General features: G+C 47.4%; 13 protein-coding genes and 1 tRNA gene. 12 read left to right on the top strand and 2 right to left on the bottom strand.

The window, feature by feature from the left end:
* Positions 1-331: 331 nt before the first annotated feature.
* The 12 genes from thrS to BLV85_RS12510 all read left to right on the top strand — a co-directional run bounded on the left by thrS (position 332) and on the right by BLV85_RS12510 (position 11,035).
* The gene (thrS, locus tag BLV85_RS12565; protein ID WP_090415592.1) at positions 332-2,239 is read left to right on the top strand and encodes a threonine--tRNA ligase; all 1,908 of its coding nucleotides are present in this window, start codon (positions 332-334) and stop codon (positions 2,237-2,239) included.
* A 25-nt stretch (positions 2,240-2,264) separates the two neighbouring features.
* Positions 2,265-2,861, top strand: a complete 597-nt coding sequence (gene infC / locus BLV85_RS12560) for a translation initiation factor IF-3 (protein WP_342707101.1) — start codon at positions 2,265-2,267, stop codon at positions 2,859-2,861.
* Positions 2,862-2,985: 124 nt separating this feature from the next.
* A complete protein-coding gene (gene rpmI / locus BLV85_RS12555; protein WP_090415590.1) occupies positions 2,986-3,183 on the top strand; it encodes a 50S ribosomal protein L35 in 198 nt (65 codons plus the stop codon).
* An 11-nt stretch (positions 3,184-3,194) separates the two neighbouring features.
* On the top strand, positions 3,195-3,554 hold the full coding sequence (gene rplT / locus BLV85_RS12550) for a 50S ribosomal protein L20 (RefSeq protein WP_090415589.1): 360 nt from the start codon (positions 3,195-3,197) through the stop codon (positions 3,552-3,554).
* Positions 3,555-3,749: 195 nt separating this feature from the next.
* The gene (gene pheS / locus BLV85_RS12545) at positions 3,750-4,769 is read left to right on the top strand and encodes a phenylalanine--tRNA ligase subunit alpha (protein WP_090415588.1); all 1,020 of its coding nucleotides are present in this window, start codon (positions 3,750-3,752) and stop codon (positions 4,767-4,769) included.
* A gap of 23 nt (positions 4,770-4,792) precedes the next feature.
* On the top strand, positions 4,793-7,174 hold the full coding sequence (pheT, locus tag BLV85_RS12540; protein WP_090415587.1) for a phenylalanine--tRNA ligase subunit beta: 2,382 nt from the start codon (positions 4,793-4,795) through the stop codon (positions 7,172-7,174).
* Between the two features lie 117 nt (positions 7,175-7,291).
* A complete protein-coding gene (locus tag BLV85_RS12535; protein WP_090415586.1) occupies positions 7,292-7,600 on the top strand; it encodes an integration host factor subunit alpha in 309 nt (102 codons plus the stop codon).
* Positions 7,578-7,982 (top strand): MerR family transcriptional regulator, encoded by a 405-nt coding sequence (locus BLV85_RS12530; protein ID WP_090415585.1) that lies wholly within the window; start codon positions 7,578-7,580, stop codon positions 7,980-7,982. The genes BLV85_RS12535 and BLV85_RS12530 overlap by 23 nt, the downstream gene beginning before the upstream one ends.
* A 124-nt stretch (positions 7,983-8,106) precedes the next feature.
* Positions 8,107-8,183, top strand: a tRNA-Pro gene (locus tag BLV85_RS12525).
* Positions 8,184-8,350: 167 nt separating this feature from the next.
* A complete protein-coding gene (gene surE / locus BLV85_RS12520; RefSeq protein ID WP_090415584.1) occupies positions 8,351-9,094 on the top strand; it encodes a 5'/3'-nucleotidase SurE in 744 nt (247 codons plus the stop codon).
* Positions 9,095-9,277: 183 nt separating this feature from the next.
* A complete protein-coding gene (locus BLV85_RS12515; RefSeq protein ID WP_090415583.1) occupies positions 9,278-9,946 on the top strand; it encodes a protein-L-isoaspartate(D-aspartate) O-methyltransferase in 669 nt (222 codons plus the stop codon).
* Between the two features lie 39 nt (positions 9,947-9,985).
* Positions 9,986-11,035, top strand: a complete 1,050-nt coding sequence (locus BLV85_RS12510) for a peptidoglycan DD-metalloendopeptidase family protein (RefSeq protein WP_245725211.1) — start codon at positions 9,986-9,988, stop codon at positions 11,033-11,035.
* Positions 11,036-11,080: 45 nt separating this feature from the next.
* Here the strand turns inward: BLV85_RS12510 and BLV85_RS12505 are convergent, their stop codons facing one another.
* Positions 11,081-11,836 carry an HAD-IA family hydrolase gene (locus BLV85_RS12505; RefSeq protein ID WP_090415582.1) on the bottom strand — a complete coding sequence of 252 codons (756 nt, stop codon included), beginning with the start codon at positions 11,834-11,836 and terminating at the stop codon, positions 11,081-11,083.
* A 12-nt stretch (positions 11,837-11,848) separates the two neighbouring features.
* On the bottom strand, positions 11,849-12,904 hold the full coding sequence (locus tag BLV85_RS12500) for an L-threonylcarbamoyladenylate synthase (protein ID WP_090415593.1): 1,056 nt from the start codon (positions 12,902-12,904) through the stop codon (positions 11,849-11,851).
* Between the last annotated feature and the right edge of the window lie 511 nt (positions 12,905-13,415).

Genomic DNA, 13,415 nt, shown 5'->3' with positions numbered 1-13,415 from the left:
GATGACGATGACGATGACGAAGAGGATGAGGAAGATGAGGGTGACAGCGATGCCGCCACAGCCGAGTCCTCCAGCGACGACGAGTCCGATGATGATGAGGACGACGAGTAAGTATCGGTATTCGTAAAGATAAATAGATGTATTCTAATTGATTGAGAGGGCCCGCGTAAATTTCTGTGCCATTTTCGCGGGCTTCCTTTTTTATTGGTACTTGCCTGCTCGGGTGCGTTGTCAACCAATGAGTCAAGCCCGAAACAGTGGGCTAATGATTGTCGGCAGCAGGCACATGCATTGTGATGCAAATTTTTTTTGTGGGTAGTGAGGGAATTAAGTGACTATCGTTCGTTTGCCGGATGGAACAGAAAGGGTGTTTGATCACCCGGTTACAGTAATGGACGTGGCGGAATCAATTGGTGCTGGACTTGCGCGCGCCGCCTTGGCTGGGAAATTGAATGGTAAGTGGGTTGATATGTCGACGCCCATTGAGACCGATAGTGATTTTGCCATAATTACCGACAAAGATCCTGAGGGGCTGGAAATTATTCGACATTCCTGTGCGCATTTATTGGCACATGCTGTGAAAGAATTGTTTCCGGAAGCGCAAGTGACCATCGGCCCTACCATAGAGAACGGATTCTATTATGATTTCTCTTACAAGCGACCCTTTACTCCAGAAGATCTGGCCGCAATCGAGAAAAGAATGGCTGAAATCAGTCAAAGAAACCTGAAAATACAGCGCCAAGTTTGGGATCGTTCTGAAGCAATCAATTTTTTTAAAAACCAGGGCGAACATTATAAGGCTCAGATTATTGAATCTATTCCTGACAGCGAGTCAGTTTCACTGTATTCGCAAGGCAATTTCACAGATTTATGTCGCGGGCCCCACGTGCCCTCTACAGCCAAACTAAAAGTCTTCAAGTTGATGAAGGTGGCTGGCGCTTATTGGCGCGGTAATGCTGCTAATGAGATGCTGCAGCGAATATATGGTACAGCTTGGGTGCGCAAAGAGGAGCAAAGCAGTTATCTGCATCGGCTGGAAGAGGCTGAGAAACGGGATCATCGTAAGCTGGGCAAACAACTCGATTTGTTTCATATGCAAGAACAAGCGCCAGGAATGGTTTACTGGCATCCGAAGGGCTGGGTGATATGGCAGCAAATCGAGCAGTATATGCGCCAGATTCTTGCCAAGAATGGATATTTGGAAATCCGTACGCCGCTGGTATTGGATAGATCCTTGTGGGAATGTTCCGGGCATTGGGAAAATTTTCGTGAGAATATGTTTGTGACGGAATCCGAGAACCGGCATTATGCAATTAAGCCGATGAATTGTCCGGGCCATGTGCAGATCTTCAATCAAGGTCTCAGGAGTTATCGGGACTTGCCTTTACGGTTGGCGGAGTTTGGTTCCTGTCATCGAAATGAGCCATCAGGTGCCTTGCATGGCATTATGCGCGTACGGGCTTTTACGCAGGATGATGCGCATATTTTCTGCGCCGAAAATCAAATACAAGATGAAGTCGTGCAATTCATCGATTTGCTTAACCAAGTCTACAAGGATTTTGGATACGACGAGATTCTAGTCAAGCTTTCTACACGCCCCCTTAAAAGGGTGGGTTCTGAAGAGCAGTGGGACAAAGCCGAGGCTGCATTGCAGGCAGCATTGGAGCAGAAAGAACTGACGTGGGCTTTGCAGCCGGGTGAGGGTGCATTTTATGGACCTAAAATCGAGTTTTCATTAAAGGATAGTCTCGGACGTGTGTGGCAGTGCGGCACGCTTCAGTTGGATTTCTCTATGCCTGGGAGACTGGGGGCGACTTATGTCGCGGAAGATAATACGAGAAAAGTGCCTGTTATGCTGCATCGCGCCATATTGGGTTCAATGGAGCGTTTTATTGGCATTCTCATCGAGCATCATGCGGGTGCATTGCCGTTATGGCTCTCTCCAGTGCAAGTCATGGTGCTGAATATTTCCAAAAATCAGAATGATTATGCCCAGCTGGTCGCCGATGAATTGAAAAGACACGGTATTCGCACCAGTCTGGACTTGAGAAATGAGAAAATAAGCTATAAAATCAGAGAGCATAGTCTGCAGAAGTTACCTTATCAGATCATTGTGGGTGACAAGGAAATGGGCTCGCAAACCGTTGCGGTTCGCGATCGGTCAGGTGCCGACTTGGGTTCAATGACATTGCGTGGCTTTATAGATCGGTTGCAGAAAGAGATATCTATAAAAGTTTGATAGTGAGGTTCTAGATTCTGGAGGAATTACCATCGCTCAGGGAAAAGCTGTAAGAATTAATGATGAAATCTTAACGCCACAAGTTCGATTGATAGGGCTCGATGGTGAACAGATGGGTATTTTGCCTATTGCCGAAGCTAAGGATTTAGCTGAGCAGGCAGGCGTGGATTTGGTTGAAATTGCGCCAGGTGCTCAGCCGCCGGTCTGTAGAATAATGGACTACGGTAAATATCTTTATCAAGAGAGCAAGAAGAAGCATGATGCAAAGCTGAGACAGAAGCAGATACAGGTTAAAGAAATCAAGTTCCGGCCGAATACCGACGAAGGCGACTACAACATCAAGCTACGTAATTTGGTCCATTTCTTGGAAGAAGGGGATAAAGTTAAAATCACGCTTCGCTTTCGAGGTCGAGAAATGGCACACCAGGAGTTTGGTGTCAGGCTGCTGGAAAGGGTGCGGGAAGATCTTGACGAGCATGCAATCGTGGAGCAATTTCCTCGACTGGAAGGTCGGCAGATGGTTATGGTGCTGGCACCCAAAAAGAAAGAAGTGAAAACCGGTAAATCCAAAGAAAACGAAACCGAACTAAAAACTGGCTCCAAGAACGAATTGACATCCTAGTAACCAAGTGAATAGACGGTTCTTGGTGATAAAAGAAGTTAGCTGTATTAATTACAAGTGATATCTGGGTAATCAAAGTTTTCTGGATAGAAACACCTGGAATCATATCAAAGAGGAAATATCAATGCCTAAAATGAAAACCAAAAAAGGTGCTGCCAAGCGCTTCAAGGTTAGAGCAGGTGGTAGCATCAAGCGCTCGCAAGCATTCAAGCGCCATATTCTCACTAAAAAGACAACCAAGAATAAGCGTCAGCTTAGAGGGATCACTGCCATACATGCAAATGATATGGCTGCTGTGCGTACCATGCTACCCTACGCTTAAGGAGAAATACCATGCCAAGAGTTAAGCGGGGCGTCACAGCGCACGCCCGCCACAAGAAAATCCTCAAGCTTGCTAAAGGTTATCGCGGAAGACGGAAGAACGTATATCGTGTTGCTAAACAGGCGGTGATGAAAGCCGGGCAATATGCTTATCGCGATCGCCGTCAAAGGAAAAGACAGTTTCGCGCATTGTGGATTGCCAGAATTAATGCCGCAGCAAGAGAACAAGGTCTGACTTACAGCGTATTCATGAATGGACTTAAGAAAGCGGGTATCGAGCTCGATAGAAAAGTCTTGGCGGATTTGGCCGTGTTTGATAAAACTGCTTTTGGGAAGATTACAGATCAGGCGCGGGCCAGTCTGGCGTCTTAATGTAATCGAAATTGATGTAGTTACTGATAGGGAAATTGGCCAAAGCCGTAAAGTCATAGTTGGTAAGTATTTACTTTCTTTGATGTAATGTGGCTGAGTATAGTTATTCTCTAGCTACCCAGATCAAATTATTAAGGGAGGCCGGCTTGATCATAGCTTGACCTCCCTTTTTTATGAACGAGTCATTTTATTGTTATGAATAATCTAGAAAACTTGGTCAGTGCTGCAATAAGTTTATTTGATGAAATGAACAATATTGCAGATCTCGAACAAGCCAAAGCTCGATATCTGGGTAGGGATGGAGAGATTACTGCGCTGTTGAAAGGCCTAAAAGAACTGGCTCCTGCAGAGCGGCCAGTCATGGGCGAACGGATCAACCAGGCAAAAAGAATGTTGGAGGAAGCGCTAGTTCGTAGGCGCGGCTATCTCCAGGAAAAAGCTATGGCAGCGCGTTTGGCTGAGGAGAGTCTGGATGTCACGCTGCCAGGGCGCGGGATGGGAATGGGCGGGATTCATCCTGTTACCAGAACAATGATGCGGATTGAGTCGCTGTTTCATTCAATTGGCTTCGCAACGGCAACCGGTCCGGAAATTGAAACGGATTTTTTTAATTTTACCGCCCTGAACATTGCCGAGAACCATCCAGCTCGTGCAATGCACGATACATTTTACGTGGATGATAACAGGTTGCTGCGCACGCATACGTCCCCAGTTCAAATCCACTACATGCAAAATCATAAACCCCCGATCAAAATTATTGCACCGGGGCGTGTCTATCGCTGCGATTCGGATGTCACGCATACACCGATGTTTCATCAGGTTGAAGGGCTCTGGATAGATGAAGATGTCAATTTTGCAGCATTGAAAGGTGTGCTGGCAGAGTTCATGCAAAACTTTTTTGAACGGAGCGATCTGCAGGTACGCTTTCGTCCTTCTTTTTTTCCGTTTACCGAACCCTCTGCAGAAATGGATATTGCTTGCGTGATGTGTAACGGCAAAGGTTGCAGAGTTTGCAGCGATACCGGTTGGTTGGAAGTGCTCGGCTGTGGCATGGTCCATCCTAATGTGATGAAACATGTTGGGCTGGATAGTGAAGAAAATGTTGGTTTTGCCTTTGGCCTGGGTGTGGAGCGTCTAACTATGTTGCGCTATGGCGTAAATGATTTACGTTTGTTTTTTGAGAATGATTTACGTTTTCTGAAGCAATTCAATTGATTCCAACTAACTGATCTGTAGTTATGAAATTTTCTGAGAGATGGCTGCGTACATTCGTCAATCCTGCTTGTTCCAGTGAAGAATTGGCCCATATATTGACCATGGCTGGGTTGGAGGTGGAGAGTGTCACACCAGTTGCCCCCTTTTTTGATAATGTTGTCGTGGCAGAGATTGTCTCCATACAAAAACACGCCAATGCCGATCGTTTGAATGTATGTCTGGTCGATGTGGGCGAGGCCAGTGAGACCTGTTTGCAAATAGTCTGTGGCGCACAAAATGTTGCGGTGGGAATGAAAACCGCTTGTGCGCTGGCAGGCGCCAGGCTACCGGAGTTAAATATCCGAAAAAGCAAGGTGCGTGGAATCGAATCGTTCGGGATGTTGTGTTCTGCCAAGGAGCTCGGGTTGGCGGACGAGGCTGAAGGGTTGCTGGATCTTCCGCATGAGGCACAGGTCGGTATCGATTTCCGGGAATATTATGCGCTAGACGATCGGATATTTACACTCAAACTGACTCCTAACCGGGCAGACTGTCTTGGCATGTATGGTGTTGCGCGCGAAATCGCGGCGATAACGGATACCGGTTTTGTGTTGTCGGATATCGTGCCTGTCAAGGATGAGATTGTGGATCAGGTTGCAATACACGTGGATCAGCCGGCAGCATGCCCACTCTATTGTGGTCGTGTTGTACGCAGCGTGGCGCTTGATGTGCCAACACCGATATGGGTGACCCGTTGCCTTGAACGGAGTGGCCTGCGTCCCGTAAACCCGGTAGTGGATGTCATCAATTATGTCATGCTGGAAACGGGCCAGCCCATGCATGCTTTCGATCTGGATTGCATTGGAAGTGAAGCTGAGCGGGCGCTGTACGTGCGATACGCACAGGCCCAGGAATCTCTCCAGCTGTTAAATGGCGAAGACTTGTCGCTTCGTGAGAATATGCTGGTCATTGCTGATGCGAACAAGCCCTTGGCCTTGGCAGGGATTATGGGGGGGCGTGAGAGCGGGGTGGAGCAGGCGAAAACAATTGATATTTTCCTTGAGAGTGCATATTTCTCGCCTTCTGTCATAAATGGCAAATCATTTGAGCTTGGATTTACTTCTGATTCAGCACATCGTTTTGAGCGGGGTGTTGATTTTTCCATGACACGTCACGCTTTGGAGCGTGCCACAGCCATGATTATCGACATCTGTGGTGGCAAAGTCGGGCCAGTTACGGAATTGAAGCATGACTTGCCGCAGCGCGACGTTGTTGAGGTTCGTCTGCGTCGTATAGAGAAAATCCTGGGAGTGGATTTAGGAATCGATCTGGTATCAAGCTACTTGCGGCGCTTGCAATTCAATTTTTTGGTTAAAGAAGATGTATTTTGCGTGACGCCTCCCGCATACCGCTTCGATCTGGCGATCGAGGAGGATTTTATCGAGGAGCTGGCACGCATCCATGGTTATGATCAAATTCCTGCTTGTTTGCCCAAGGCAAGGATGTATATGTTGCCGGAACCTGAAACAGGCAGCACTTCAATAGCGCAAATACGGCAAATCATGACTACGCGTGATTACCAGGAAGTGATCAATTATGCCTTTGTCGATAAAGACTGGGAATCTGATTTCTCGAGGAATGCATCGCCAGTAGCGCTGAAGAATCCGATCGCCAGTCATATGAGTGTGATGCGTAGCAGTTTGTTTGGGGGGCTAATCAGCAATTTGCAGTTCAATCTCAATCGCAAACAGAGCAGAGTCAGAATATATGAGATTGGCCGTTGTTTTTTGAATGAGGGCAGTATAAGAAAAGAGGTTGAGTATGTGGCAGGACTTTGTTCTGGCAGCGCTTTGCCTGAACAATGGGATGTTCCAGAGCATGATGCCGACTTTTTCGATGTCAAAATGGATGTCGAGACATTGTTGCGGAGCAAGCATGTTCGTTTCGAACCGGCGGTGCATCCAGCTTTGCATCCTGGAAAATCGGCCCAAATCTTGGTCAATCAAAGACCATCTGGTTGGTTGGGGGAGCTACATCCCAGATGGCTCAATAAATATCATTTGCCGCGGACTGCTGTGTTGTTTGAGTTGCGGATCGATGCACTGGCAGCAGAAACACTGCCCGTGATGAGGGTGCTGTCGAAGTATCCTCCCGTGAGAAGAGATATTGCGATTGTGGTGGATAATGATGTCAGCGTGCATGGACTGCTGGAGGCGATGTATGCTGCTAAATCCGCAGTTATATCCGAAATAGCCTTGTTCGATTTATATAGTGGGGAGAAGCTGGAGCCAGGTAAAAAAAGTCTCGCATTCCGTATCCTTCTGCAGGATATTGAAAAAACACTTACTGATCAGGAGATTGATCTGGCTGTTACGAGCTTGGTCGATGTGTTGGGTCAGAAATTTGGTGTCACATTGCGTCACTAACGGTTCCCAGGTCGAGGCGATTGTGCATTGGCGCGATTGCATGCTGTCGTCACCAATCAGATTTTTGCGGGACAGAATATTATCGAAGAGCATTTATTCTCTATCTAAGGGGTGAATATGGCGTTAACTAAAGCGGAGTTGACCGATTTATTGTTTGAGAATGTTGGTTTGAACAAACGGGAAGCAAAAGAAATAGTCGAATCATTTTATGAAGAAATGCGTCTTGCATTGCAGAATGGTGACGGAGTGAAGTTGTCAGGATTTGGCAATTTTCAGTTGAGAACCAAGCCGCAGCGCCCGGGGCGCAACCCTAAAACAGGGGAAGAAATTCCAATCTCGGCGCGGCGTGTAGTGACTTTCCATGCTAGTCAGAAACTGAAGTCTATGGTAGAAATGAATTACCATGGAAAATCAGAAGCCAAGTGATGTGCTTCCGTCGATACCGGCGAAACGCTATTTCACCATCGGAGAGGTAAGTGAACTGTGCAACGTTAAGCCGCATGTTCTACGTTATTGGGAGCAAGAGTTCGCGCAGTTGAAACCGATAAAGCGTCGGGGTAATCGTCGCTATTATCAACATCAGGAGGTTATTCTTATCCGGCGGATACGTGAGTTGTTATACGACTACGGTTTTACTATAAGTGGCGCACGCAATCATCTGATACATGGATTTCAGGGGCAGGCGGATGGTCTGTCCGTGCAGGGTCGTGTGCCGATGGAATCTTCCAGGACATGTTCTGAGGACGTGGATGTGATAGCGCTCAGGGAAGAATTAAAGCGTATCATTGCTTTGCTTGTGGCCAAATAACCGTTGCTAACGCGCTCGGGCAAGCATTGAGTTGCTTTAAAGGCCAAGTTGTAGAACAATTTTGGCGTTGTTGCATCAACAACAGATTTCTTAGTCTGGCCTTGTTTGTTATAATGAAAAATGACGGGGCGTAGCGCAGCCTGGTAGCGTACTTGCATGGGGTGCAAGTGGTCGGAGGTTCAAATCCTCTCGCCCCGACCAATCAGATCATTTGGCAGTCATTTGATCAAATAGAAAATGCGAATTTATATTGAATTAGCGTTTTATAGTTTCTTCCTTCCATCTAAATGAGCACAGAGTGCCTACTCAAAAGTAGGCGCTGTCAATCTGGTTGACTACTTTATCAACTTTTCCAGAGGGTTAGTTAAATGCGCATTTTGCTCAGTAATGATGATGGGTATTTTGCGCCAGGTATAGCCAATCTTGCTGACGTGCTTGCCGATATCGCAGATATAACTGTGGTTGCGCCGGAGCGTGACCGCAGTGGCGCAAGCAATTCGCTGACGCTCGATCGCCCGCTTGGTCTGCGTAAATCACATAATGGTTTTTACTATGTTAATGGCACACCGACGGACTGTGTGCATCTGGCCGTGACTGGGATGCTGGATGTATTGCCGGATATGGTGATATCGGGGATTAATGATGGTGCCAATATGGGTGACGATACGATATATTCAGGTACCGTTGCTGCTGCAACCGAAGGGTTTCTGTTGGGTTTGCCCTCCATAGCGGTTTCATTGGTCAGTGTTTCGAGAGGAAATTTTTCTACAGCATCAAGGGTTGTGCTGAATCTTGTGAAAAGATTTGTTGAGAACAGGTTTCATGTGCCGATCCTGCTCAATGTCAATGTGCCCGATATACCTTACGAGCAGATGCAAGGGATAGAAGTGACGCGACTGGGGCGACGCCATAAAGCGGAAGGTGTTATTAAATCCCAGACTCCAAGAGGGGATGCGGTGTATTGGGTCGGTGCTGCAGGGGCGGCGCAGGATGCCGGTGAGGGGACTGATTTTTTTGCGTTACAGAATAACCGGGTATCGATTACGCCTTTGCAGATAGACTTAACTCGCTATGATCAGGTCGGGTATGTTAAAAATTGGCTGGCATTATGAGCGCAGGTTCTGAATACCGGATTGATTTCTAGACAGCATGATGGCTGCCGCATGGCTGATCTGTTGGATGACGTGCCTGCGTTGTTATTATAGAGCTGCCGTATGTGCTCCCCGACTTATAATAGAGGCTAGAATTTTTCAGGCTTGGGCTGATATAGAATAATAATAGAGGGGAGTGGGTGCGTGAGTGTGCGTCAAACTGGCATTGGTATGACATCTCAGCGAACGCGTATTCGTATGGTCGAGCGTTTGCGAGAACAGGGTATTAAAGATGAAGTGATACTGACCGTAATGAATCTTATCCCACGCCATCTTTTCGTTGAAGAGGCTTTGGCTTCCAGAGCTTACGATGATGTGGCTTTGCCTATCAATTATGGTCAGACAATATCCAGTCCGTGGACGGTCGCACGTATGTCGGAATTGCTGCGAGGAAATGGCGGCAATTCATTAAAAAGAATGCTGGAAATCGGAACGGGTTGTGGGTATCAGACTGCAGTTTTGGCCAAGATCGCATCTGAGGTTTACTCTATTGAACGAATTGGCCCATTATTGACACGTACAAGAATACGATTGCGGGAATTGGGTGTTCGCAATGCTGTTCTGAAACATGCTGATGGTATGTTGGGGTTGCCGGAGGCAGCGCCTTTTGATGGAATTATGCTGACGGCGGTTATCCCTGCAATCCCTGAGGATTTGTTAAAGCAATTGGCGGTAGGTGGGCGTATGATTTTTCCGAAGGGAAGCAGGAAACAAAATCTATGTGTAATCGATCATACTCACGAAGGATACATAGAAACGATACTGGATGAAGTTAGATTTGTTCCAATTCTTCCAGGCGTAGTCAATAGGTGACCGACACATGATGCGCTCTTGCTAATACCGGCCAGTTTTATGAAGCATCTTGATTTTTCTTGGCAAGCACTCATGATAATTGGAATCAAATTCTTTCGTCACGGAGTTGAAAATGGCTTCAAGCCGCGGCATGGTTTGGCATTGTTTGCAGGTTTGTTGCTGAGCGCCTGTGTTTCGAAACCACATCCTGTTCCCGTTGTTGAGCACGAGTTCGGTCGCTATCAGTCGATACCCGGCAGACTGCTCACCGATCAATCTGGTAGGCGCATCTATATTGTACAAAGAGGGGATACGCTTTACGGTATTGCGCTCAAGTATGGGCTTGATATCAATCAGTTGGCTGAAAGAAACAGAATATCTGATCCTGCAGTACTCAGAGTCGGACAGGAGATAGAGCTATATGCTGCTGGTCAAGAGGGACAAGTGAGTGTTCAGGAACAATCGAGTGATCAGCCAGCGCTTTTTGCAATATCCCAGTCAGGCTATATACAGTCTGAGGGGGGCGGTTATCAGCTGGAGACATTGGCAGCTAATGGCGGGCAATCCTCAACTTTGCTTAAAACCGAGCCTAAAGGCACAATGCTGGCCTATTCTGAAGCTGCAACGAGCCAGTTAAACAAGCAGCAACAGGACAAAAAAGTTACACCGGCACAACATAAGGAGGCAGAGGCCGCAGTGGCCACTCAGACGGCAACCCAGAAAAAGTCTGAGGATAAGAATCGCAGTGGTATCAATTGGGCGTGGCCTGCAGACGGAAAGGTTGTAAACAAATTTTCTGAGAAAGCTAGGGGGGTGGGAATTGCCGGGAGTCTTAGCCAGCCTGTCCTGGCTTCTGCTGCAGGCACAGTTGTGTATAGTGGCAGCGGTCTGCGGGGCTATGGGAATTTAGTGATCATCAAGCATAACGAAACATATTTGAGTGCTTATGGGCATAATCGCAAAGTCCTGGTCCACGAGGGCGAAAAAGTTTCCAGAGGACAGAAAATAGCAGAAATGGGAAACACAGATAGTGGAGCTGTCAAGCTCCACTTCGAAATTCGAGAACGAGGCAAACCAGTCGACCCGCTTAATTTTCTGCCTTATCGCTGATGGTAGATCCGTTGATGCTGGTTGGTCGGTGTTATACTGAAGCCATTAGTCAGCAGCCACGAGGTTTCGTAAAAGCTCAACGTCCACGCCCTTCTCTAGACGATCTGAATTTTTATGCTGTAAGTCGGTGGTGCTGTCCAGATCTGCCAGTGTCATGATTGCGCCGCTGAAATCGTGTGAACGCGTGTATTCACTGACTGTAATGACGGTCTTTAAGCCTGCGGCCAAGGCAGCTCTTAATCCGTTTTCGGAGTCTTCAATAGCAATACATGCTTCGGCTGGTAAATCAAGCTGATTCAGTACCCAGTGATAAATATCTGGTGCCGGTTTTTTTTGGGGAACGATATCGCCAGCGCCAATGACATCAAACCATTCCACTGCGTCTTCTCCTAATGTGCATTTAAGCAAAGTGGTGACATTTGCAAGCGTCGTGGTGGTGGCAATGGCGATCTTTATGTTTTCCGAGCGTAACTGCTGGATCAAGCGTTCGATGCCCTGCCGCAGCGGGATTTTTCCGGCTTCCAATAAAGCAACAAAATATTTGGTTTTGACTTGATGGATGGTGGCAATCCATTCGTCAAGATCATGCCTGTCAAGTAAGTGTGGTGCATACGCACCAAGAAAGTGCCGGATTCTTTCTTTTCCACCGGTAGTTTGAAGCAGTTCCCCATAGAGCGCTACATCCCACTCCCAATCCAGTTGAAGTTCCTTGAAGGCCTGGTTGAATGCGAGGCGGTGCCCGTCTCGCTCCGTGTCGGCAAGCGTGCCATCCACATCGAATAAAATAGCTGATAAAGTCACTGTGCTATGGAGTTAAGATTGTTTAAGGTAGTGATAGCTTGCCCGTTGCAAGCGGTCGGTTACGGCGAGCCAGTCAAGTCTGCTCGGCGGTGCCTCGATCAGAAGCTGGTCGTAGCCCAGTTGATCAAGTCTCCTCAACGTGGCGTAAAGTATTTTACCGTATGTCACGGGATTATCCGGCATCAGAATGAAGTCAAGTTGCTTTTTATGTGCGTCAGGGAGAGGGGTGTGTGTGAGGATTGCGGTACGTTTGCCTTGTTGCTGAAACCATCGTGCACGTATCCAGAGATCGCTGCCGGTTGAACAGATTTCCAGCGGTGTATCGGGGGCATAGTGGGCGGGCAAACTTCCGGAAGCGCGCACGGAATGACTGACAGGGTTGCCGAGTATTTTTTGTGTGAGTACATTTTCAATTGCGTCGACCGAAATTCCGCCCGGCCGCAATAGCGTAACAGTCTTGCCAATACAGCTCACAATGGTGCTTTCTAGCCCAACTTCACAAGAACCTCCATCCAAAATTACACCGATCTCGTTTTTGAATTCTTCGCGCACATGCATGGCAGCGGTCGGGCTCAGGTGCCCGAAACGATTGGCCGAAGGTGCGGCGATTGCCTTGCGTGTGCCAAGCGCCCGCAGGAGTGCCTGTGCGATGGGGTGTCGTGGGATACGCAAGCCCACAGTGTCCTGACCCCCAGTAATGCTTGCGGGAATGCGATTACTTTTGGGTAATATCAGTGTCAATGGCCCTGGCCAAAATTGCTCAGCTAGTAACCAAGCCGCAGTAGGTATTTCGGATGCCCAGTATTCTAGATCAGTCATGTCCGCAAAATGCGCGATCAATGGGTGATTGCTAGGCCGTCCCTTGATTTTAAAGATTTTCTCAATAGCCTGGGGCTGGGTAATGTCCGCGCCAAGTCCATAAACCGTTTCAGTGGGAAATGCAACAATTTGACCGCTGCGCAAATGGTTGGCGGCAAGCTCTATTTGCCGTGAGGTGGTGCGCGCAAAGTTATCGCCACTCAGTGTAAGTGGGTCATATGCAGAGGGTCGAAGTTCGTCTTGGAGCATTGCAAGCGAGATCATCTATAGGAATGAAATGTCTTCATCTATTGCCAACTTGCCATTATAGGCTACTCGTCGTTGTCAGGCGACGCAAAATTTCATCGAGTCGAAAGTTAGGTCGGTATAACCACGAGTAAAACATGGATAATGAATGAGACGACTATCATGAAAAGACTATGTTGATTAAATTTGGTTCTAAACGGGTCATTCAGGGGTAAATGAAAACTCTATGAATTTATTTTATTTTTGTAATTCCCTGGTTAAGGTAAGGAAAAAAGGGCTTGACTAAAAGTCATAAGGTGACTAGCCTCTCGTTTGTGTCTAGTGGAGGTGAGTTTGACTTTGCTGGAACAAAATAAGAAGTGCATTAGACAATAGCCATGGAAGGATTGTGGTTATTGAGATGGTAGGTAATGAAAGCTGAGTATTTCATTACTGTTTCTAACAAAAATGTAGTGAACAGGAGGAATAGAGATGGCAACTACGATGGGAACGAGCAGCGCATCGTCGACCTCGG

Origin of the sequence: Nitrosomonas halophila (assembly GCF_900107165.1) — a bacterium.
In the GTDB taxonomy this organism is placed as follows: domain Bacteria; phylum Pseudomonadota; class Gammaproteobacteria; order Burkholderiales; family Nitrosomonadaceae; genus Nitrosomonas; species Nitrosomonas halophila.
Note: the sequence above shows the minus strand (reverse complement) of the source record. Positions and strands in the feature narration are given on the sequence as shown.

Excerpts from the sequence above, each read along its gene's own strand:
- BLV85_RS12500 (WP_090415593.1), bottom strand. The coding sequence starts at position 12,904 with ATGCTCCAAGACGAACTTCGACCCTCTGCATATGACCCACTTACACTG.
- rpmI (WP_090415590.1), top strand. The coding sequence starts at position 2,986 with ATGCCTAAAATGAAAACCAAAAAAGGTGCTGCCAAGCGCTTCAAGGTT.
- pheT (WP_090415587.1), top strand. The coding sequence starts at position 4,793 with ATGAAATTTTCTGAGAGATGGCTGCGTACATTCGTCAATCCTGCTTGT.
- rplT (WP_090415589.1), top strand. The coding sequence starts at position 3,195 with ATGCCAAGAGTTAAGCGGGGCGTCACAGCGCACGCCCGCCACAAGAAA.
- BLV85_RS12535 (WP_090415586.1), top strand. The coding sequence starts at position 7,292 with ATGGCGTTAACTAAAGCGGAGTTGACCGATTTATTGTTTGAGAATGTT.
- surE (WP_090415584.1), top strand. The coding sequence starts at position 8,351 with ATGCGCATTTTGCTCAGTAATGATGATGGGTATTTTGCGCCAGGTATA.
- pheS (WP_090415588.1), top strand. The coding sequence starts at position 3,750 with ATGAATAATCTAGAAAACTTGGTCAGTGCTGCAATAAGTTTATTTGAT.
- BLV85_RS12530 (WP_090415585.1), top strand. The coding sequence starts at position 7,578 with ATGGAAAATCAGAAGCCAAGTGATGTGCTTCCGTCGATACCGGCGAAA.
- BLV85_RS12510 (WP_245725211.1), top strand. The coding sequence starts at position 9,986 with ATGAAGCATCTTGATTTTTCTTGGCAAGCACTCATGATAATTGGAATC.